The sequence below is a fragment of the Butyricimonas paravirosa genome (assembly GCF_032878955.1).
Taxonomy (GTDB): domain Bacteria; phylum Bacteroidota; class Bacteroidia; order Bacteroidales; family Marinifilaceae; genus Butyricimonas; species Butyricimonas paravirosa.
In genome coordinates, this window is record NZ_CP043839.1 from 5,419,169 (window position 1) to 5,442,332 (window position 23,164).

A 23,164-nucleotide genomic window follows, 5' to 3' on the forward strand; every position below is an offset into this window, starting at 1 on the left:
AGTTTGTAAGGTTCATAAAGTTTAATGGACCCCGCGGGCGCTTTACTGGCGGCAGCTTGAGCTGCCGATAAGCACAGTTCAAAGGACACCCGTCACTTTATAAACTTTATGGACCTTATGAACTTTATAAACTTAATTGAATATGGTAAAGGTCGGTTTGTTATCAGATACTCACGGGTGGTTGGACCCGAAGATCGTGGAGTTTTTCAAGGATTGTAACGAAGTGTGGCATTGCGGGGACATCGGGGACGTGGCGATTACGGATGCACTGGCGAAACGGTTCACGTTACACGCCGTGTACGGGAATATTGACGGGGGTATATTACGCCGGATATTCCCGGAAAAAGAGGTGTTTTATTGCGAGAACGTGAAAGTGGTCATCACTCATATCGGAGGTTACCCGGGGCATTATGACCGGAAGATCGCGGAGACGTTACGGCGGGAACGTCCCCAGCTCTTCGTGTGCGGTCACTCGCATATTGCGAAAGTGAAGTATGATCAGGCGTTGGGATGCTTGCATATCAATCCGGGGGCAGCCGGGAAATTCGGGTTCCACACGGTACGGACTGCAGCCCGTTTCGAGATTAACGGGGAACGGATTGAAAACCTTGAATTGATCGAGTTAGAAAAATAAATAATTTAAGAGTCTGTTAGGACATTTAATGCTTTCTGTTTGTTACATTTGTGCAAATTACACGTAGAATAGGAAGAACATAAAGTATATAATAAAGTATGAAAAGAGTATTACTATCGGCGGTTGCATTGCTAATCGCCTGTTTGAGTTGGGAAAATGCTGATGCGCAACGAAAGCCCCGTGAGGTGCAGGAACAAGCGATTAAGTACCAGCGATTAATGCAAATGATTGATGCCGCTTACGTGGATACCGTGAATCTGAAGAAATTGACGGAAGATGCCATCGTGAAGGTACTGGCTGATTTGGACCCTCATTCCGTGTATATTTCCAAAGAAGAGGTTGAAGAAGCGAATGAACCGCTGGACGGGGGCTTTTTTGGGATCGGGATACAGTTTAACGTGCTTAACGATACGTTGCTGGTCGTGGATGTGGTTGCCGGGGGACCTTCCGAGAAGGTGGGCTTGCTGGCCGGAGACCGGATTATTGCCGTTGACGGGGAGAATATCGCCGGAATCGGGATTAGCAACACAGACGTGCGGAAACGGTTGAAAGGCGAGAAAGGGTCTATCGTGAAGGTAAAAGTGAAGAGAGGCAGTGAGATCATTGATTTCAATATCACGCGTGACATGATTCCGATTTATAGCGTTGATGCCTCTTACATGATCGATAAGAATATCGGATATATCAAGATTGCCCGTTTTGCCGCAACCACGGTGGAAGAGTTTGAAAAGGCCGTGACCGAATTGAAAGCGCAGGGTATGAAAGACCTGATTATCGACCTGCAAGGAAACGGGGGCGGTTACATGGGTGCCGCTATCGGTTTGGCCGATCATTTGCTTGACGGGGAGAAGTTGATCGTGTACACGGATAGTCCCGCTTTCGGGCGTATGGGCGAGTCGTCCACACCGGCCGGGTTGTTCCAAGACGGCCGGGTGGTCGTGTTGATTGACGGGAACTCGGCCTCTGCCAGCGAAATCGTGTCGGGAGCGGTGCAGGATTGGGACCGTGGGTTGATCGTGGGACGTCGTTCTTTCGGTAAGGGACTTGTGCAACGGCAGTTCCCGTTGACGGACGGTTCTATGGTTCGTCTGACGGTGTCGCATTACTTCACACCGTCGGGTCGGTGCATCCAGAAACCTTACAAGGGGAAGGATTATCAGGCCGAGGTGTTCGAACGGTATAATAGTGGCGAGATGTTCAGTGCCGATAGTATCGAGTTGACGGATTCCACGAAATATTACACGAAGAAGGATCATCGTCTGGTTTACGGTGGGGGTGGTATTATTCCTGACGTGTTTGTACCGATTGACACGGGGATCAATTACAGCTACTTTAATCGTTTGCTGGCAAAGGGCGTGATCAATGAATATGTGTTGAATTACGTGGACAAGAACCGGGAGTCGCTTAAAAAGAAATACCCGAAGTTCGAGATGTTCCAGAAGAATTTCCAGGTGACAAGTGATATGATTGATGAGATCGTGAAAAACGGCGAAAAACAAGGCGTGAAGAAGGATGAGAAACTTTTCACCCCGATCGTGCCGGAAATCAAGTTGTTCGTGAAGTCGCTGATTGCCCGTGATCTTTGGAATATGAACGAGTTGTACCGAATCTCCAACGAGGAGAACAAGATACTGAAAGCTGCCGTGAAGGCATTGCATGACGGGACGTATGGGAAGATTATCAAGTAACGGGACGTTACTTGATAAGTTGCAGGTTGGCAGGTTACAGGTTTCGGGGATTTGAATATTTTGGCCTCAACTTGTAACCTGTTAATTTGTAAGCGAATTGAAAAAGTTGTTTTTTAGTTCATCCCTTTGGCCTGTTTTTTGTTGCAAATATTTATTGATGTTAACAGTTATGGCGTGTATGAGGTATTTTAACCTGTAACTTGTAACCTGTTAACTTGTAACCGAACTGAAAAACTCGTTTTTCAGTTCTACCATATTAACCTTAAATTTAGTGGAATGAAGAAGTTTTTATTAGTGGTGCTTGCCATGGTCATGTTAGGTAGCGTGCAGGCCCAAACGTCGTTTAAAAACAAGGTGGAAGGTTTAACCGGGACGGAATTCTATTTTGGTCCGAAGTTCGGGTTTAACGTGGCAAGTATCAGTGACGGTTTGAACAAGAGTAAGTTTAGTTTCCATCTAGGAGCTTTTGCCGAGTTTAAATTTAATGATCTTTTCGGTTTGCAGACGGAGTTGATCTATTCTCGTCAAGGAGATAAAGGAAAGTCCGGGGGTGTGAAGACATGGGCCCGCGTGAATTATTTGAATATTCCTGTTTTGGCTAAATTTTATGTTTGGGAAGGGGTTAGCGTTGATCTCGGGCCGCAACTGGGTTTTGCCTTGAATGGTAAGAATAAAACAAAATCCGGGGGAACGGAAGTGAAAACGGATATTGATCATTTAAACACGGTGGATTTGAGTTTTGCTATGGGGTTGTCTTACGATTTCAACATGGGATTGGTCGTTTCTGCCCGTTACAATTTGGGGTTGACGAACGTGATCGAGAAAGATAAATTCGGTGGTAATAACCAGAATCGGGTGTTCCAGTTATCAGCCGGTTGGAAATTCTAGGCGTTTACTGTGGAATATAGAAACTCGTAAGTTTCATGACGTGAGATAGATGAGTTTTACTGAAAAGACCGCACTTTGAATATTCAGGTGCGGTCTTTTTATTTAATATCGTATTGTTGCTTGTAAGTCAACGGGAATAATTAATATGACTGATTTTGAGGCTTGGAAGGTGTGATTTAGGTATGAAACTAGGGCTTGTTTCGAGTATTATTTAACGAACCTTTTTTGATATTACAAATGTAGTTATTTCTTTTAATTACCAAAAAGTTGTCATAAGGTTTAATATGTTTGTAATCAATGGTTAAACGATAGTAATTGTTCTTTGCACATGACTTTCTAAAAGTCGTTTTGGACGATCTCTATAAACCTTCGTTTAACGAATCAAAAAATGATAGTGTAAAGTGGTTGTCAGACCCGTAAAGTGGGGACTGGTTGCAGGGACTGTCTAAATATCGTTTAGGCAGTCCTTTTGCTATTGTCTTAATAATTTCCGGGTTAATGTTTCCGGGGCTTGGAGGTGTTCCGGGAGATATTCCGCTTGGTTGGCCCGGGAGGGACAGATGTCGATGCCCCCGCGACGGGTGTAGATACAGGATACTGCGAGAATCTCCGGGTGGAAGAGGTCCCACAAGCGTTTGTAGGTCATTTCACATATCTCTTCGTGGAAGTGGTTCTCGTTTCGCAGGGAGACGATGTATTTCAAGAGGGAGGTATGATCCGGCAGGCAGTCGGCTTGTATGTGGATGTAGATGCTACCCCAATCGGGTTGTTTCGTGATCTTGCAGTTACTCCGTAACAGGTGGCTACATGCCTTGATTTCCCCTCTTCCGGTTGTCCGGCTTTCCAGTAATGCCGGGTTTTCATTGTACTCGGTGAAGGTTTCCCGTTCGATGCCGGGTGTGGCTTCCAATAGCGTGTAATCTTGAAAATCGAAATACGGTTTTTCGGGGGCTTGACGGAAAAACGTGGCTTCTACACGGGTTTGCAGTATTTGTTCGAGGTCCGATTTTACGATTTGGAGGTATGTTTCTACGCCCGAGGGAGTGTCTTCCCCGAGGCGGGTCATGTTTAAGGAGTTCAAGTATAGTTTCAGCGATTTACTTTCCACGATACACGGGCTGTTGGCTGGGTATACCAGTTTTAGAACGCCGCACACGGGTAAGCCGTTTCGGGCCAAGAATCCGGCCTCGTAGGCGTGCCAGGTGTCGAATCCCCAGAACAATTCTTCCGGGGTATGAATATCGTAAATCTCCCGGTTCAGGCTACGCGGGACCGGAACGAGAATTGACGGGCAATAATCGGTCGGGTAGGCAACTTGTTGGCCGAGGACTTTGGATTCAATACTCATGATCAGAAGTTTTGCATGTTGTATAATTTCGTGTAGATGCCATCCAGAGCCAACAGTTCTTCATGGCGTCCCCGTTCCACGATTTTACCCTCGTGGAAAACGCAGATCATGTCGGCGTTGCGGATCGTTGAAAGACGATGGGCCACGACGATGGAGGTGCGGTTTTTCATCAGGTTATCGAGGGCCTCCTGCACGAGCTTTTCCGACTCGGTGTCCAGTGCGGAGGTCGCCTCGTCGAGGATCATGATGGGCGGGTTTTTCAACACGGCCCGGGCGATGCTCAAGCGTTGGCGTTGTCCACCGCTTAATTTGCCCCCGCGGTCCCCGATACAGGTGTCATATCCTTTCTCGGTTTGCATGATAAACTCGTGGGCATTGGCAATCCGGGCTGCCCGTTCGACCTCTTCCCGGGTGGCCGATTCGACGCCGAAGGCGATGTTATTAAAGATAGTATCGTTAAAGAGGATCGGGTCTTGGTTCACATTCCCCATGAGTTCACGTAAGCCGTGTAACGACACGTCCTTGATGTTGATGCCGTCGATTAGGATTTCCCCCTTGATCACGTCGTAGAAACGGGGCAAGAGATCGACAAAGGTACTCTTCCCGGAGCCGGATTGTCCGACGAGGGCAACGGTCTGTCCTTTTCCTATTTTGACATTCACGTCCTTTAGGACGACGCGGTCCGGACGGTAAGCAAAACTCACGTTGCGGTACTCGATCTCTTTATTGAACCCGTTTAACGGTTTCGGTTGTTCGGGTTCCAGTATGGTTGATTCGGCATTTAGTATCTGGTCGATACGGTCCATGGCGGCGGCTCCTTTCTGGATGCTGTATAGTGCCGTGGAGAATTGTTTTGCCGGGTTGATGATCGAGTAGAAGAGAGCGATATAGGCGATAAAGCTTGAGGCATCCATGAGAGGTGTCTGCCCGAGAATAAGAAGGCCTCCGAACCACACGACGATTACCACGACGATGGTTCCGAGGAATTCACTCATCGGGTGAGCGAGTGAACGACGCCACATCAGGCGGTTCATGATCTGGCGATACTGTTCATTATGCGAGGTAAATAACTTATCCATCTTATCCTCGGCGTTGAATGCCTTGATCACGCGGAGGCCGGAAAGGGTTTCCTCGATGTTGGATAGGATTTCACCCATCTTGTCCTGCCCTTCCTTGGAGCGCTTTTTCAAGGTCTTTCCCACCTTACCGATCAAGGTTCCCATGATGGGCAGTAGTACCAGCACGAACAGGGTTAGTTGCCAGCTCATGAAGATCATTCCGGAGAGGTAGATCAGGATGATGATGGGGTTCTGGAAGAACATTTCCAACGAGTTCATGATGGAGTTCTCCACTTCCTGTACGTCACCCGTGGTTCGGGCGATGATGTCACCCTTGCGTTCTTCGGAGAAGAAGGGAAGAGGCAATGATAATATCTTTTGGTATATTTTCCGACGAATATCCCGCACGACACCATTCCGGATGAACACGATCTCGTAGGAGGCGAGATAGGAGAATCCCGTTTTGAATAATGCGGCTAGTACGAAGAAACCACCAGCAAATAGTAAGGTGGTTGATGCGGAAAAATGTTGTTTTGATAGCGTGACGTAATAGTTGAAGTTCGTCATCAAGCTCTCCTTGTTTAGTTCGAATGGTACGAGTTCTGTTACTTCTTCCGTCACGTTGAAAAGGATGTTTAGCACGGGTACGAGTAGCACGAACGAAACAGAGCCGAAAGCAGCGGAAAGAATATTGTAGAAGATGTTTTTTCCGAGTCTGGATTTGTAAGGAGGGATGAACCTCTTCAAAATTTGTATGAAATCACGCATAATAATTGAAAATTGAAAGTTGAAAATTGAAAATGAGAATAGAATACATTTTCAATTCTCCATTTCCAATTTTCAATTGTTTTATAGTTTTCCCGTGTAGTTTGATGGGCTGATTTGTTTGAGTTGTTCTTTCAACTCGGCAGATATGTCAAGAGTGTCGATAAACTCGGCAATGGAGGCTTGTGTTACCTTGCTGTTGGTACGGGTAAGGGCTTTTAACGCCTCGTACGGGTTGGGGTAAGCTTCGCGGCGAAGTATGGTCTGGATGGCCTCGGCTACCACGGCCCAGTTATCCTCTAGGTCTGCCTCGATGGCCGCCTTGTTGATGATCAGTTTGTTCAATCCTTTCAGCGTGGATTTGAAGGCGATGATCGTGTGGGCCAAGGGTACCCCGATGTTACGTAAGACGGTGGAATCCGTGAGGTCACGTTGCAGACGGGAGATTGGCAATTTGTTGCTGAGGTGGTCAAGCACGGCATTTGCTATTCCCAGGTTGCCTTCCGAGTTCTCGAAGTCGATCGGGTTTACCTTGTGGGGCATGGCTGACGAGCCAACTTCTCCGGCCTTGATTTTTTGTTTGAAGTAGGCCATGGAGATATACGTCCAGAAGTCACGATCCAAGTCCACCACGATGTTGTTGATGCGGCGCAGGTTGTCGAACACGGCGGCAAAGTTGTCGTAGTTGGATATTTGGGTGGTGTATTGTTCCCGTTCTATTTTCAGTTTTTCGGTAAGGAACTTGTTGGCAAATGCCGTCCAGTCGATCTCCGGGTAAGCCACGTTGTGGGCGTTGAAGTTCCCGGTGGCACCTCCGAATTTACCGGAACAAGCTACTTTTTTCAGTAGTTCCAGTTGTTTGGTCAGACGATAGACGAATACACGGATCTCTTTACCCAATCGGGTCGGGGATGCCGGTTGCCCGTGGGTTTTTGCCAGCATGGGTACGTCTTTCCACTCTTCGGCCAGCTCTTCGAGTTTGGCGATCAGTTCGTCAATCACGGGATAGTACACGTCGTGAATGGCATCACGGAAAGAACAGGGTACTGCCGTGTTGTTGATGTCTTGTGAAGTCAACCCGAAGTGAATGAATTCTTTGTACTCGTGGAGGTTCAGTGCGTCGAACCGTTCCTTGATGAAGTATTCCACGGCTTTCACGTCGTGGTTGGTTACTTTCTCGATGTCTTTGATCTTTTGGGCATCCTCGACGGTAAAGTCCAGGTATATTTCTTTCAAGTTGTCAAACAGCGCATGGTCGAATCCCCGTAGTTGTGGTAACGGTAACTCGCAGAGAGCGATGAAGTATTCAACCTCTACCATTACCCTGTAACGAATCAGGGCACTCTCGGAAAAGTAGTTTGCCAAGCTATCTACTTTGTCCCTGTATCTGCCGTCAATCGGCGAAATTGCTGTTAATGCTTGCATATGTTATTTGTTTTTCACGTTATTGTTAAATCAAGGAATTTACTTTCTCACGCGAAAGTACAAAATAGTTCGTAAAGTTTATAAAGTAGTGGAAAGTTTATAAAGTTCGTAAGGTTCGTAAAGTCTGTGGACTCCTAGTAGGGCGTTTTGTCTATGGCTGCAGGAACTGCCGACAGATACAGTCCGGAGGACGCCCGTGATTTTGGACTTTATGAACTTTCAGAATCGAAGATTCGACTTTACAAACTTTATGAACTCTAAGGCCACGTCGTTGCCTTGATGTTTGCGAAAAAATGTTTAAGTTTACGGGAAATTTAATGCACTGTTTATGGGTTTTGCACGAGATTTTTCGAGAGGAATACGAGCATACGGGAAGGCGATAAGTTTGTTGTTTTCTAGTAAGTTGTGGTATTTTATGCTTTTCCCGGTGGTAATTGTCATCGTGTTGTTCGTGGCCGGTAATTATGCCGTGGGGTATTTGGGGGACGGACTTTCCGGTGTGATCGAGGCGAAAATGACGGAGTGGATCGAGGGTATATCGTGGTTGGAATGGGTGTCGGGAGTGGCCGGATTCTTGGTAAAGTTGTTAACCCGTTTCCTGTATTATATACTATTTATTTCGTTCGGGGGGTACGTGGTAATGGTGGTGATGTCGCCCGTTTACTCGTGGCTTTCGGAACGGACGGAAGCGATCGTGTCGGGACGGGAGTACCCGTTTAACCTGAAACAATTGGTTTGGGAAATCGGACGAGGTATTGCGATTTCGTTACGTTGTATGATCCTGCAATTACTCGTGATGATTGTGTTGTTTTTCGGCTCTTTTATTCCTTTGGCCGGATTGGTTATGCCTGTACTGACCTTTGGAGTGGGGGCTTATTTCTACGGGTTCGCTTTTATGGATTATGCTGTGGAGAGAAAGCGTTTCCGGGTAAAGGAGAGTGTTCGTTATATGCGACATAATGCGGGAAGCGTGACGGCTATCGGGACTGTGTTTGCCTTGTCGTTGATGATCCCGTGGGGGAGTATCGTGGTTTGCAGTTTCGTGTCGTTACTTTCAGTAGTGGCGGGAACGGTAGTGGTCGAGGAACAGTTGGGGGAGGAAAATATTCAAAAATTGAAAGATATAGCATGATGAGAAAGTGGTTGATTGTTTTGGTTTTGTTGATGGGAAGCCTGCAGATGTTTGCCGGGGAGGAAAAAAATGATTCGGGGGAGAATCGGGAACTGGTTTACAAGGTGGATATTAAGGACGAGATTGGTCCTAGTATATGGCGGTTGGTGAAAAGGTCTTTTGACCGGGCCACGGACGAAAATGCAGATGTTATTTTGGTACACATGAACACGTACGGGGGAATGGTAGTATATGCCGATTCTCTGCGTAGTTTGATATTGAATTATCCGAAACCGGTGTGGGTGTTTATTGATAATAATGCAGCCTCCGCGGGGGCGTTGATTTCTATTGCCTGTGACCGTATTTATATGCGGGAGGGGGCGAATATTGGTGCGGCAACAGTCGTGAACCAAACGGGGGATGCCATGCCCGATAAGTACCAGTCATATATGCGATCGATGATTCGGGCCACGGCTCAGGCGCACGGGAAGGATACTGTGATAGAGAACGGGCAAAGGGTGATTCGTTGGAAACGGGATCCGAGGATTGCCGAAGCTATGGTGGACGAGAGGGTTGTAGTTGAGGGGGTAACGGATAGCGGGAAAGTGGTAACGTTTACTCCGCATGAGGCGATACAATACGGGTTCTGTGACGGAATTGCGGAGAGCGTGGTGGAAGTGTTACAGAAAGAGGGAATTACGAATTACGAGTTGCACGAGTATAAACCGACGACGATGGATCGGTTTATAGGGTTTCTGATTAGCCCGATCGTGCAAGGGATTTTGATCATGATTATTATCGGGGGAATTTATTTCGAGTTACAGACTCCGGGAGTTGGGTTCCCCTTGGTAGCAGCGATAACAGCGTGTTTGTTGTATTTTGCCCCGTTGTATTTGGAAGGGATGGCAAATTACGTGGAGATGATCCTGTTTGTGGTGGGGATTATCCTGTTGCTGCTGGAGATATTCGTGATACCGGGTTTTGGTGTCACTGGGGTACTGGGAATTGTTTGCGTGGTGGCGTCGTTGGTATTGGCGGGGATTGATGATTTCACGTTTGATTTCTTGCCGGATTTTACAAGTGCTATTATTCGCTCGTTGTTTTTCGTGGTGAGTTGTTCGTTACTTTCACTATTCGGGAGTATTTGGTTGAGCCGAAAATTGTTTGGTTCCCGGCGATTGAATTTTGCTCTTCATGCAGAACAGAAAGTGGAGGATGGTTTCGTGGGCGTGGATATGGCGGCAAAGGAGGAGATTGGTAAGGTGGGAACTACATTCACAGATTTACGTCCGGCGGGGAAGGTAATGATCGGAAACGAGGTGTATGACGCCGTGTCAGACACGGGTGCTTTTATTGAGAGAGGAAAAGTGGTACGGGTGGTTAAATACCAGGCCGGGCAGGTTTACGTGGTTATAAATTAAGAGAATATATATAAAAAGAGGTGTAAAATTGGAACGATATGGGAAATCGAACAATAGGTATGATAGGTGTGTTGTCGTGCTTACTGGGAGTGAACACGGTTTCATATGCCGGAGAGGCAGGAAATGATGTAAGTAAAAATCATGCAAGATGTATGGTCATGCAGGATGATGAGCGAGTACAAAACTGGATGAAACAAGCGGGGAAGCATTACGACGAGGAGAATTACGGGGAGGCGATGAAATACTATCGCTTGGCAGCAGATGCTGGGAATACGGAAGCTCAGAATATGGTCGGATTGCTATATGATTTAGGATTAGGTGTGCCGGAGAATAACGCGGAAGCGGTGAAATGGTATCGGAAGGCTGCTTTGAACGGTGATTTTTATGCGCAGAATAATTTGGGGTTAATGTACAAGGATGGTGAGGGGATTGCTCAAAATTATGCGGAGGCTGCAAAGTGGTTTCGTAAGGCGGCGGATCAGAATTTTGATGAAGCATATTGTAACCTAGGTCTTCTTTATGAAGAGGGAAAAGGGGTTGTCAAGGATGTGATTGAGGCTGTGAGATGTTATCGGAAATCGGCAGAGCTTGGGAATGCAAGAGGACAGTGCTGTTTGGGATATATGTACCAGTGTGGAGTGGGTGTTGAAGAGGATGTAGCCGAAGCCGTTAAGTGGTATCGTAAAGCAGCTGATCAAGAATATAACAGGGGCTTGTTTAATCTTGGTGTGATGTACGAAACTGGAGTTGGGGTTGGTAAAGATAAAGATATGGCTAAGGCATTATACGAGAAAGCTGCGGAGTTAGGGTACGAGCAAGCTACTGAAAGACTGAAGTTGTTATCAGGTGAAAGGGCAACTCTTTCAGAAGCGGCACTCAAGGAGTATTCTAGTCGGGCGGCTAAGTATTATAACGAGCAAAATTACACGGAGGCTCTAAAAAATTATTTAGTAGTGGCTGACTATGATGATGCCTATGCCCAATACATGGTCGGATGGTTGTATAAAAATGGCAAGGGGACAACGCAGAATTACAGAGAGGCGTCTAAATGGCTTTTGAAGGCAGCTAATCAAGGGAATATTTCCGCTATGAATGAGTTGGCTATCCTGTACGAGAATGGGAACGGGGTAGGTCAGAATTTAACGGAGGCGGTAAGGTGGTATCGGAATGCCGCAAATAAGGGAAACAAATATGCTCAATATAATTTGGGACGGATGTATCAGTATGCGAAAGGTGTTTCGAAAGACCTGTCTATGGCCAAAGTATGGTACGAAAAATCGGCTAACCAAGGATTTGATTCTGCCCAGAATAGTCTTGGAAACCTGTATTATAACGGGGAGGTGATTTCACAAGATTATGGTAAGGCAATGGAATGGTATCGTAAGGCTGCCGCACAAGGTAACATGTATGGAGAGTTTAACGTGGGATTACTATATGAATATGGTTACGGTGTGACAAAGAATATTGAGGAGGCCGTGAAATGGTATCGCAAGGCGGCTGATCAAGGTATGGATCGGGCGAAGACCAAATTGCAGGAGTTAGGACGCTGATCGATTATTTGATCTTTTTCAACAGACGATTGTATTCGTGTAAAAAGTTCGGGGTGAAAATGTTGGCGGCTGCATTTTGTTCGATCTCTTTGCGTGACCAGAAACGCCCCTCGTCTACTTCGTCGTTATTGATGTGAATGGCGTCATGAGAGGTACAAAGAAAAGGGAATACGAGTTCTCGTTCGCGGGAACTCTCCCACACGTAGGAACCGAGGAAACGGGCCTTGAATTTCGTGATACCCAATTCTTCGAAAGTTTCCCGTTTTAAGGCATCTTCTATTTTCTCTCCCAGTGCGACGTGTCCGCCCACGGCAGTATCCCACATTCCGGGAAGAAAGTTCTTTTTCATGCTGCGTTTTTGCAGGTAAATGTCCCCTTGTTCGTTGATAAGGTGGAGATGCACGACGGGATGCAGGAGCATGGAGCCGGAATGACAACTTCTACGGGTAGCTTTGCCGACGACTTCGCCTTTCTCGTTCACGATAGGTAACCATTCGTCCTGACTGGCTGCTTTGGCAAGTAGTCTGTTCTTAACAAATAACGTGAGGAAGAACAGGGCAATCAGAATATACAATAGAGGTCCTTCTATGAATTGATGTATTTCTTCGTCAAAGATAAAGGCAGAAGTGAAAGCTAGGACTGTATGCAATACGAGCAGGTAAAATAGCAGGCGTAACATCCGGTGCATGGCTTGTTGCTGTTCCGGGGTGATTTGTAATGTCTTACGGTATGATTCGGGCAATGTCTGAGTCATGTCCGCTTTCGAAAATGCAAATATCCCGATTAGTACACACATGGCTGCCTCAACGATGGTTTGTTGTATCCTTTCAAAAGAAGTTCCTTCGAGCAACACGCTGACTGCCGCAAGGGCAATGAAGAACAGGGTGTTGAAGAGTGTCATTTTGTTGATACGTTTCTCCCTGATCCATGAATAGAAAAACTCTCCGGCTCCTAACACGATTACGGCTATCAAACCGACTTTCGGACCAAAAAACTCTTCGGCAATGAAGTATAGAAGAATAAGGATAAAGGAGGGGAGAAGGGACTTCATACAATTGAAAATTGAGAATTGAAAATTAAAAAGCAGGCTACAAGTGGAATGATAACTTGTAGCCTGTAAACTTGTAACTATCTGATTTCAGCGTTGAACAGGTGTTTGTAGGTACCCATCAACTTGTTCATGATTTTATCGATCTGTTTGTCCGTGAGGGTCTTCTCTTCATCGAGAAGGGTGAAACTGACGGCGTAGGATTTCTTGTCTGCACCGAGTTTTTCTCCCTCGTACACGTCGAATAACGTGACGGATTTCAGTAATGATTTTTCTGTACGGAACGCCGTTTCTTTGATTTCCTTGAAAGTGACTTTCTTATCAAGCAACAAGGCTAAATCCCGTTTTACAGAAGGAAATTTCGGTAGCGGGGTGTAGGTTACCTTGAGGTTTTTGATGGCTTTCAGAATGTTTTCCCACGAGAATTCAGCGTAGTAGACTTCTTGATTAACATCTGCTTTTTTCAGCGGGGCTTTACTCAAGATACCCATGGATACGATATGTTTATCCCCGGCTTTGTACGTCAATCCTTCCCGGAAGATGTCCTTGTCAGTGGCATCAATTTTCAAGTTATCGGGGTGAAGTCCTAGACGGGTTAATATCATTTCGCAATACGCTTTCAAATAGAAGAAGTCAGTTTTCGCCTCTTTGACATTCCAGGTGGTCATGTTTTTATTCCCTGTGATGAAGAGAGAAAGCAAGTTGTCTTCTTTGTATTGTTTTTGCGGGTTGTCAATACCTTCTTTTTTGTTGAAGGTGTAGCCTTTACCGAATTCGAATAATTTCAAGTTGTTGTTTTTCCGGTTGATGTTGTAAGCAATGTTTTCCAGTCCGCCGAAGAGCAAGGATTGACGCATAGCTCCTAAGTCTGCACTAAGCGGGTTGAATAACATTACCGTCTGCGTGGGATCGAAACACTTGAAGTCCTCGTAATAGCTAGCTTTCGTCAATGAATTGTTCATTACTTCACAGAATCCGTTTGCTGCTAATAGGTCTGAGATGATATTTTTCAACTGGAAGTCATCCGGCTTTTCGGAATAGCTTAGCGTGGATCTTACGCTGGCAGGTACTTCCACGTTGTTGAAACCGTAGATGCGGAGAATATCCTCGATTACGTCAGCTTCTCTTTGCACGTCAACACGGTAGGGGGGTATATTCAATAAAAGACCCTCTTCGCACTCTTCCACGATTTTTATTTCAAGAGAACGGAGAATGTTTTTGATTATCTCATGGTCAATTTTTTTACCGATCAATCGATCCACGTGAGCATATTTTATGGACACTTCGAAATCCTTCACGGGTTCCGGGTAGATGTCGATAGGAGCGCAAGTAATCTTACCTCCGGCAACTTCCTTAATCATCATGGCGGCTAATTTCAGCGCGTAGATCACGATGTTCGGGTCTGTTCCCCGTTCATAACGGAAAGAGGCATCCGTGTTCAAACCATGACGGCGAGCTGTTTTGCGGACGAATACCGGGTCGAAACAAGCACTTTCCAAGAACACGTTTGTTGTTGTGTCCGAAATACCGCTTTCCTGTCCACCAAATACTCCGGCAATACACATGGGGGCCTCGGTGTTACAGATCATCAGGTCATCCTCGTGTAATTCTCTTTCTACTCCGTCTAAAGTGGTGAATTTAGTTCCTTTGGCAACACTCTTCACGATAACTTCGTTTCCTTTTACTTTGTCTTTATCGAAAGAGTGTAAAGGTTGTCCCAGACCGAAAAGAATGTAGTTGGTCACGTCCACGATGTTATTGATCGGGTGTAATCCGATAGCTTTCATTCGGTTTTGTAACCATTCAGGAGACGGTTTAACGGTTACTCCTTCGATACATATTCCGGCGTACCGACGGCAAGCCTCGGGACGTTCTACTCGTACGGTGATTTTAGCATCCGTGCTGTCCGGTTGGAAATTTTCCACGGAGGGAAGAGTATAGTGAATATCTTGTGTCTGTTGTAAATAAGCGGCTAAATCACGAGCTACACCAAGGTGTGAGGCTCCGTCAATCCGGTTCGGGGTAATATCGACTTCGATAACCGTGTCCCGGTAAACGTTGAAATAGTCTGCGGCTGGTATTCCAACCGGGGTATTTTCGGGTAATACCATGATTCCGGCATGATCGGTTCCGACACCGATTTCGTCTTCGGCGCAGATCATACCATTAGAGGCTACACCCCGTATTTTTGATTTCTTGATCACGAACTCTTCATCACCTTTGTAAAGGGTTGTTCCTACGGTGGCAACGACTACTTTCTGTCCGGCAGCCACGTTAGGAGCCCCGCAAACGATTTGTTCCGGTTCACCCGTTCCCAAATCAACAGTCGTCACGTGTAAATGGTCCGAATCGGGATGTGCCTCGCAAGTTAACACATGACCGATGACCAATCCTTTTAATCCCCCTTTTATTGCCTCAAATTCTTCGTACCCGCCAACTTCCAGTCCGATACTTGTCAGAATTTTGCAAATCTCTTCAGTGCTTTGGTCGATCTTTAGATAGTCTTTCAACCAGTTCAGTGATACGTTCATATTTTGATTTTAAATTTTAGATTTTAAATTTTAGATTCTATTTATTGAGTGATTTATTGATTCTTGATTCTGTGATTTTTCCCCATAGGTTAATCACCTAGTCTTTAATCGTCAATCACTGAATCCTTTTAACTAAGGTCTAACATACGTTGAATGGGCAACCAGGCTTTTTCTCTCAAGTCTTCCGGGAGCCGTACTTCGTATTGCTCTTTTTCAAGAGCTTCGAGTACTTTTTCCAAAGTAACCTTCTTCATCTGTCCGCATATCGTTTTCGGGTGAATGGGGATGAACTCTTTGGTCGGGTTGTCCGCTTGGAGTTTATGGATGGTTTCCAATTCCGTGGCAATGATAAATCGTTGTTTCGGGGATTCCTTGGCATGTTTGATAATCCCTGCCGTGGAATACATGAAGGCACGAGGATGATTTAATACCCGGTCGTCGTGCGAACAACTGGATTCGGGATGAATCAGCACGTCAGCATCGGGATATTCTTCCAATTTATCCAGTACCATCTGGGTGTCAATTTTGTCATGTACGCAACAATCTCCATTCCAAATTTCCATTTCCCTTCCGGTAACTTTTTGTATATAAGCACCCAAATTCTTGTCGGGAACGAAAAGAATTTTTTTGTCTTTCGGCAGGCTTTGCACTATTTTCAAGGCATTGGAAGATGTGCAGCAATAGTCCGTGTAAGCCTTGACTTCAGCCGTGGTGTTCACGTAGCTGACAATGAGACCATCCGGGTTTGCTTTTTTCCATTCTCTCAAGTCATACCCGGTTACTCCCTCGGCTAAAGAGCAACCGGCTCCTTCTGCGGGGATCAGCACTTTCTTATTGGGGGAGATGATGGATGCTGTTTCTGCCATGAAATGCACACCGCAAAAAACGATAATATCGGCTTCTGTGGTTCCGGCCATCTGGGAAAGTCCTAGAGAGTCACCCAAATAGTCAGCGATGTCTTGTACTTCAGGACGAGTATAGTAGTGCGCCAAAATGATGGCGTTTTTCTCTTTCTTGAGTTGTTTTATCCTGTCGATAATCTCTGTCTGCGTCATAACCTTGTTTTTTGAGACTTCAAAGATATAATAATTTTAGATTTAATGATTTTAGATTGAAACTTACGAAAGTAAGTTTTATAATCCTCAATTTTTATCTTTTAGTTTTAATCTTTTAGTTCATCTTAATGTTCATGCTAATATCCAAAGCTGTAACCGAGTGGGTGAGGGCACCGACACTGATGTAATCAACTCCGGTGGCGGCAACACCTTGGAGACGGGGGATACTCATGTTTCCGGATGCCTCTGTCTTTGCTCTGCCCGCAATAAGTTTCACTGCTTCGGCCATAGTTTCATTACTCATGTTATCAAGCATGATAATGTCTGCACCCGCGTCAATGGCTTGTTGTACCTCTTCTAAGGTGGTGGTTTCTACTTCCACTTTGATACTTAACGGAAGATTCTGTTTCACGGCTTTCACTGCATTGGGAATACCTCCTGCAATCTTGATATGGTTGTCTTTCAGCATGATCATGTCGTAAAGTCCCATTCGGTGATTGGAACCCCCTCCGTGGTGTACGGCCATTTTGTCCAATACCCGCAAACCAGGAGCTGTTTTCCGGGTGTCCAATAGCTGGGTATGCGTTCCTGCCAGCTCTTTCATGTAGTGAGAGGTAGCTGTTGCGATACCGGACATTCGTTGCAGGATATTCAATGATAGACGTTCCCCGCAAAGTAACGTGCGGTAGCTGGCTTCGATGCGCAGGATAATATCCCCTTTCTTTACGGCAGTCCCGTCAGTAACGAGAGGCTCCCATACTATATCTTTTTCAAATCTTTCAAATACTTGTTTCGCGATTTCCAGTCCGGAAATAATACCGTCGGCTTTTGCTTTCATTTCGGCAACCGCTTTAGCGTGTACCGGGATAATGGCATTGGTCGTAATATCTCCCGTTGCGATGTCTTCTTCTATCGCAAGGTCGATGAGTCTGTCTATGAGCGAATCGTACATATATTAATTTTAGATTTTAAATTCAACTAATTTCTTGATTTATGATTTTAAATTAAACTCCCTCCCGGCTACGCCGTACTCCCTCTATAAACAGAGGGAGAGTTAAAAATACCATCTTGAGATTGAAGAGTAACTAAACTCCTCCTCTGTTTATAGAGGAGGTGCCCGAAGGGCGGAGGAGTTCTCATTTTCAATTCTTCATTTTCCATTTTCAATTGTTCAGGATTACCGGTGTTGTTTTGATCTCTTTGCCTTTCTGTTGAATGATATGGCAAACATAGTCATCATTCGGGGTGGGGTAGTCGGAACGGAAATGACCTCCGCGGCTCTCTTTACGGAAGAGGGCGGAACGGATGATTAATTCGGCGACGGTAAGTAGGTTTTTACTTACCAGCGAATAGTATTCGTTCTCTTCGAATATTTCGGTTTGTTCCAAACGGAGCAAGTTTTCCAATCCTTCCTGCAATCCGTTTTCCGTACGGATAATCCCGGCCTCTTGAGTCATGATGTCGGCGACCTTGTTTTTTAAAGACAGGTAGGCATCTAGTTTCTCTCGATCCAAGGAGAATGAAGGTATGGTTTCCGGAATCGGGTCTTCCCGTCGGTTACGTACGGAGTCTTCCACGGCACGTTTTCCGAACACCAAACATTCGATCAGGGAGTTAGACGCCAGTCTGTTGGCACCCATGATACCGGATGAGGCGAGTTCTCCGCATACGTACAAGTGTGGGATATTGGTACGTCCCGTGAGATCCGTTTTCACCCCGCCCACGGTGTAATGTGCTGCAGGAGCCACCGGAATACGGTCTGTCATGTCGATACCTAATTCCGCACATTTCTCGAAGATGTTGGGGAAACGTTTCTTGATCTTTTCCGGGTCAAGGTGTTTTAATGACAAGTAAACGTAGTCCTCGTGGTGTTCTTTCATTTGTTGGAATATGGACTGGGCCACGATGTCTCGCGGGGCAAGTTCAGCCAATTCATGTTTTCCCACCATAAAGCGTTCGCCTTGCTGGTTCAACAGGTGTGCGCCTTCACCGCGAACGGCCTCGCTCACCAGATATGCCTCTCCGGTAGGAGTGTAGATAGCGGAAGGGTGGAATTGAATGAATTCCATGTCCACGATTTCGCACCCCGCATTATAGGTTAAAGCCAAACCGTCTCCAATGGTCGTGTGAGGATTGGTCGTTCGTTTATAGATGGCTGAGGTCCCTCCGGAAGTCAGGAACACGTTGTGTCCCGTGAAGATCTCTTCTCGGTTCTCGTTAAAATCCCAGCATCTGACACCGTAACATCCGTGTTCATCTTGTAACAGGGCGATGACGGCATGATTATCGAATATTTCCACGGTAGGACAATGCTCCACTTTATCAATCACGAAATTCGTGATCATTCTTCCGGTGGCATCACCTCCGGCATGAAGAATTCGTTTCTGGTGGTGGCCTCCTTCTAGCCCTAGAGCCAGCTCCCCGTTTTCCGTGTCAAAGTGCATACCGTCATTGATTAATTCCTGTATGCGGGCAGGCCCTTCATTTACCAGTACGTTCACTGCGGGATAGTCACATAGACCTCTTCCTGCCGTGATCGTGTCTTGAAAGTGAAATAACGGGGCGTCATCTTCTCCGGTGACAGCCGCAATACCTCCCTGGGCGAAATAAGAATTACTTTCCCTGATGTTTGATTTAGTTAATAGTGCAACTTTCCCGTAGGCAGACGCACGATAGGCCGTGTAAAGACCCGCTAAACCACTCCCGACAATGATATAATCGTAATTACGCATTTTTGTGTCATGTAAATTGGCACGAAATTAGGATTTTTTTATCTATATCCCGCCTCTTTCCTTCGTTTTTTCAAGATTTCTTTCCTTCACTCCGTGTTTCTTGAGTTTTTCGAGAAATAGGGAATACCAATAGAAAAGCGTCAATCAAGGTGTTATCTGAAGTCCGTGAATGATTTGTTGAATTTTTCCCCGTATGCGTTTAGATATTCTTTCGTGAACTTCTCGTAACTTTTTTTAGCCAAAGAGTGTTTCCCTAGAGCCGCATAGGCATTTATCCGCAACTGAAGTGCGTGTTCGTTAAGTTGGTCAAACACGGATATGGAGTCTGCGATTTGTAATGCCAAATCCGGTTCCATGATGGTATTCACGGAAATTGTCGAGTAACTAACAAGAGTGTCAATGATATAATCAGACACGGTGGCTTTGAAACGATCTAACCATTCATATCCGGTATCCGAGAGGAAACCTCCTTGACGGGTGAGTTGGAGTAGTTTCAAGATGTCTTCCCGGGAGGAAAGTTTTCCTTTGCTATACAGTGTCAGGTAGTCATAATAATCGATATAGATGGTTTCCGGGTTTAAGAATAATTCCCAACTTCCGGTTTTATTACTCACTTCATTTTCACCTAGGGTGTCCAAAATACTCCGGAGCTTTCCAATGTTGACGGCCCGGTTATTTTTGGCACTTTGTTCGGTTTTATCAAACCAAAGGATCTCTTTCAAGCGTTCCGAGGTGATTCCTTTTTCGGGAGTGTGGGTCACCAACAATAAAAACAGCTCTTTCAAGAGCGGGGTGAATTTTTTGGTAATATTATTTCCTTCCGCATCATAGATGTGGAACCCGCCAAACAGGTAGATGGCATTCGTGGTGCGGGGAGAGTAGGCCGGCAGACTATCAGGAATAGTCTCCAGTTCGTTTTCCAGTTGGACAGCAGAGGCCGTTTGTTTCCGACGTAATAATTTCTTTCGGATATGAACCCCGCTGAATATCAATAAATCGATAATCAAGATAAACACGAACCAGTACCATATACTTTTAGGTATATGTTTGTCGGTTGTTTCAATGAAACGGATATTGCTGATCTGTAAAGCGGGATTTCCACTCGGGTCAAGCACTTGTTCCTTGTCAGCGGTAAAGGTAAATTTATATCCGGCTTTGGGATTAAAACCGAGGTTGTTGATGGTGTATAGTGTGTCACCGAGTTGAATGATGAACTCTTTCTTTTGTTGAAAGAGTGTCAGCTTGATATTGATTTCCTGCTCTCCGGATGTTGTTTTAAACTGGGGAATGGGAAGTTTCCTTAGGTTTTCTTTCGAATAAACAATGAGTTGTTGTAATTCTCCCCTGCGATAGTCGAGAAATACGTTATAATATTCATTTTCATTGGACTTGATCTGTAAGATAGGCCCGAAATAAATTTGTTGCCGAGGTTGCAGTAAAATATCAAAATCTAATAGTAGACGTTTTTTCAAATAAATATAACGGTTTTTGTCTGCCGGGATCGTGTCGTTCTTTTCTGTTTCGCTGTTGTTTGTTTGTGCGGATAAAGTAACTTGATTGGAAATAACGAGCAGGAGTATAACTAAAACGCTCACGCATAGTTTATATAGTGCGAGATAGGTATTTGTTATAATTATATATTTCTTTGATTTTTTCATGCCCTGCAAATATAATATTTGCGGACGAGAATCGAAAGTAAAAAATGACTGCCCGACAAATAAAGATAGAGGGGTGTCGGGCAGTCTCAAGTAGACTTTGGTTGCAAAAAGTCTAGAATAAATAGTTTATGGTTTGAACCATCATAGCTTCAAAATCATGTGCCACACCTTTGACTATGACTTTCTTCCAATTGAATACCATATTGTTGGCTTTACTAATGCGTTCGCCTTCGCTATAATAATATTCTCCGCGGGCAAAACGATACAATCCCTGGGCATCGGATTGTTCGTCATGCCGCAAGGAATTATCATTGGGATCAATGTCCTGATCTCCCAATGCGACAATGAGGCTCGAACCGAACAAGTGGGAGAGTGTCGTGTTGTCTGTATAACCAGAGTTTTTCAACCCGTAGGGATATTCAACCTGTACGTCGGGAACCGTGTACCAGCCGGAATTAGCAGCAACAGCCTTGTTCAGATGCGTGTTCTGTTTAAAGGTCACGAAACGATGTACGAATTGAGCTCCGGCCGAATGACCGAACAGGCTGTACTGGTTGACTTGGTTCCCGGTTTCAGCCTTCACGTAACTGAATATAGCCTCGATCACGGAAAAAGACCATTGCTCTTCGGGAAGAGCCTCGTTCTTTTTGAACATGTTGCCTTCGATATATTCACTGGTGGAATAATATTCCTGTGGAAATTCCAAAGCAATGGCAATAACTTCCTTGCTCCTAAAATTCTTCATCCACGCTGCCAGGTAATCGTTGGCGTTTCTTCCGGTTCCGGGTAGGATAAACACGATCGGCATGGTCTTGATGTCTCCTTCCGGAATGTAGAAATGCAGGTTGATCGGTTTCGCTTTCAGGGGCTCGTAATCCGTGTAGGTTACAATCCCGTGGCCCGTACCCAGTTTATTTAAAACCGGGTCGTCCACGTCACTTTTCCATTCACAACTGCACAAGAAGAAGGTGATGAATAATGATATGATTAAATTGGTTTTCATCGTATCTGAAATTAGAAGATAATTTGAACTGAAAATTCTGCGCTAAGCTTTTCGTTTGCCGTTTTGAAGTTCGGGTTCTTCAGGTAGGTAAAAGCTCCTTGACACATCAAGCGGTTGTCGATAAAATATTTTGCCACGCTTACTGCATACTCATTGGTCTCCCAAAGCGGGGAGGTCTCCGTTTCTTTGAATTCCGGTTTCACTTTGCTGAACCGGGCATCGAATCCCCAACCGCTTTTCAAAAGGTAGCCCACCTGCACGTTATACCCGTTTCCAAGATTTAGGTAATTGGCAATCTCTTCCGGTTGCAGGGGTTGGTCTCCCGTGCTTTTTGTGTAAATACCTTTCAAGTCGGTAGCCGATGCGTTGACATATTCGGCCATAATGCTCCAACCTTGCCATTTGAATAATAAGTCGGCAGCGATTTTGCGAAGTGCCGGGAATTTAGAGTTTCCGTCTTTGTCATAAAGAACGAAATCTCCATGTCCTTCACCAACTTTGTTGCTTGCTCCGTCATTGTAACTCATGGCTCCACCAACCAATAATTTCGGTGATTCTTCACGAGCAAAATCTGCTCCCACACCGTCATTACCTGATTTGAATTCTCCTAATGGAAGTACGTCTAAACGCCCCCCGTATTTTAAACCTCCCATATCGACGTCAATAGAACTGGAACCGAAAGAGTTTCTTCCGTCTCCCGTGGTAATGGCGATAGAAGGTTTTAATGCTATTTTTCCAAGATAGAGTTTGCTTTCAAAAAAGAGTCCTAGTTCACGTCCGGTACCTGAGAAGTACTGGCTCACGATACTACGGTCTGCCATGCTCAGGTTCTTTTCGTGCATGATCATTTCCCGGTTATTGGTGAATGTTTGTTTTTGCCCGACGGTAATGGTCAGGTAATCTTTTAGGTTGTAAGCAGCCCAAGCATCCATAAGAGGGTTGGAGTCGGCAAAATTGGCTTCCAGCATGAACGTGAATTTATTGTGTAAAGCACCTCCTTTGAATCCGAAGAAGGCATTCTTCACGCCGAATAATGATTCATCCTCGCCATCTTTTTCATTCCGGTAGGCACCGTAAACTTGGATAAAACCGTTTAGGTTGAAGTTATATTCGCCACCATTCAAATTAATGTCAAGTCCTTTGCCTAATTCGAATTTGGCGGTATTTTTATTATCCTGTGCAATTGTTGCGGTTACTGATAATAATGTTATGATTGCTATAAATAATGTTTTCATAATGCTGTTATTCC

17 protein-coding genes are annotated in these 23,164 nt (G+C 45.3%); 6 read left to right on the plus strand and 11 right to left on the minus strand.

The annotated features are described in order from the left end of the window. The first annotated feature begins 142 nt into the window (after positions 1–142). From F1644_RS21810 to F1644_RS21820, 3 genes are all read left to right on the plus strand, one after another. Positions 143–634: a metallophosphoesterase family protein gene (locus tag F1644_RS21810; RefSeq protein ID WP_087419982.1), complete on the plus strand. Its 492-nt coding sequence runs from the start codon at positions 143–145 to the stop codon at positions 632–634. A 98-nt stretch (positions 635–732) separates the two neighbouring features. Next, positions 733–2,322, plus strand: coding sequence for a S41 family peptidase (locus tag F1644_RS21815; protein ID WP_118302775.1), 1,590 nt, complete (start codon positions 733–735; stop codon positions 2,320–2,322). Positions 2,323–2,598: 276 nt separating this feature from the next. Then, positions 2,599–3,210 carry a porin family protein gene (locus F1644_RS21820; protein WP_087419984.1) on the plus strand — a complete coding sequence of 204 codons (612 nt, stop codon included), beginning with the start codon at positions 2,599–2,601 and terminating at the stop codon, positions 3,208–3,210. A 472-nt stretch (positions 3,211–3,682) separates the two neighbouring features. Here F1644_RS21820 and F1644_RS21825 read toward each other — a convergent pair whose 3' ends face one another. From F1644_RS21825 to purB, 3 genes are all read right to left on the minus strand, one after another. After that, positions 3,683–4,558 (minus strand): NADPH-dependent 7-cyano-7-deazaguanine reductase QueF, encoded by an 876-nt coding sequence (locus F1644_RS21825; protein ID WP_118302773.1) that lies wholly within the window; start codon positions 4,556–4,558, stop codon positions 3,683–3,685. Positions 4,559–4,560: 2 nt separating this feature from the next. Further along, complete coding sequence (locus F1644_RS21830) at positions 4,561–6,384, minus strand: ABC transporter ATP-binding protein (protein WP_118302771.1); 1,824 nt, start codon at positions 6,382–6,384, stop codon at positions 4,561–4,563. Between the two features lie 81 nt (positions 6,385–6,465). Then, a complete protein-coding gene (gene purB, locus F1644_RS21835; RefSeq protein ID WP_087419987.1) occupies positions 6,466–7,806 on the minus strand; it encodes an adenylosuccinate lyase in 1,341 nt (446 codons plus the stop codon). Between the two features lie 328 nt (positions 7,807–8,134). Between purB and F1644_RS21840 the strand changes: the two genes are divergently transcribed. Genes F1644_RS21840 through F1644_RS21850 form a run of 3 tightly spaced genes read left to right on the plus strand, consistent with a single transcriptional unit; the run spans position 8,135 to position 11,888 of the window. Further along, positions 8,135–8,938, plus strand: a complete 804-nt coding sequence (locus F1644_RS21840; protein WP_118302769.1) for an EI24 domain-containing protein — start codon at positions 8,135–8,137, stop codon at positions 8,936–8,938. Continuing rightward, the gene (locus tag F1644_RS21845; RefSeq protein WP_118302880.1) at positions 8,938–10,338 is read left to right on the plus strand and encodes an NfeD family protein; all 1,401 of its coding nucleotides are present in this window, start codon (positions 8,938–8,940) and stop codon (positions 10,336–10,338) included. Before F1644_RS21840 ends, F1644_RS21845 begins: the two co-directional genes overlap by 1 nt. A gap of 38 nt (positions 10,339–10,376) precedes the next feature. Beyond that, positions 10,377–11,888 (plus strand): tetratricopeptide repeat protein, encoded by a 1,512-nt coding sequence (locus tag F1644_RS21850; protein ID WP_118302767.1) that lies wholly within the window; start codon positions 10,377–10,379, stop codon positions 11,886–11,888. Positions 11,889–11,892: 4 nt separating this feature from the next. On the opposite strand, the gene F1644_RS21855 is transcribed toward F1644_RS21850, so the two are convergent. The 8 genes from F1644_RS21855 to F1644_RS21890 form a co-directional block, all read right to left on the minus strand. Continuing rightward, positions 11,893–12,444: an NUDIX hydrolase gene (locus F1644_RS21855; RefSeq protein ID WP_229782451.1), complete on the minus strand. Its 552-nt coding sequence runs from the start codon at positions 12,442–12,444 to the stop codon at positions 11,893–11,895. 572 nt (positions 12,445–13,016) lie between these two features. After that, entirely contained in the window at positions 13,017–15,467 is a 2,451-nt protein-coding gene (gene pheT, locus F1644_RS21860; protein ID WP_168044384.1) for a phenylalanine--tRNA ligase subunit beta, read from the minus strand. Positions 15,468–15,595: 128 nt separating this feature from the next. Continuing rightward, positions 15,596–16,522, minus strand: coding sequence for a quinolinate synthase NadA (gene nadA / locus F1644_RS21865; RefSeq protein ID WP_168044386.1), 927 nt, complete (start codon positions 16,520–16,522; stop codon positions 15,596–15,598). A 115-nt stretch (positions 16,523–16,637) separates the two neighbouring features. Continuing rightward, a complete protein-coding gene (gene nadC, locus F1644_RS21870; RefSeq protein ID WP_168044388.1) occupies positions 16,638–17,474 on the minus strand; it encodes a carboxylating nicotinate-nucleotide diphosphorylase in 837 nt (278 codons plus the stop codon). A gap of 211 nt (positions 17,475–17,685) precedes the next feature. Further along, positions 17,686–19,254 (minus strand): L-aspartate oxidase, encoded by a 1,569-nt coding sequence (nadB, locus tag F1644_RS21875; RefSeq protein ID WP_168044390.1) that lies wholly within the window; start codon positions 19,252–19,254, stop codon positions 17,686–17,688. A 152-nt stretch (positions 19,255–19,406) separates the two neighbouring features. Further along, positions 19,407–20,912, minus strand: a complete 1,506-nt coding sequence (locus F1644_RS21880) for a hypothetical protein (protein WP_168044392.1) — start codon at positions 20,910–20,912, stop codon at positions 19,407–19,409. Positions 20,913–21,024: 112 nt separating this feature from the next. Further along, the gene (locus tag F1644_RS21885) at positions 21,025–21,915 is read right to left on the minus strand and encodes a hypothetical protein (protein WP_168044394.1); all 891 of its coding nucleotides are present in this window, start codon (positions 21,913–21,915) and stop codon (positions 21,025–21,027) included. Between the two features lie 11 nt (positions 21,916–21,926). Next, on the minus strand, positions 21,927–23,150 hold the full coding sequence (locus F1644_RS21890) for a porin (RefSeq protein WP_168044396.1): 1,224 nt from the start codon (positions 23,148–23,150) through the stop codon (positions 21,927–21,929). Positions 23,151–23,164 lie beyond the last annotated feature (14 nt).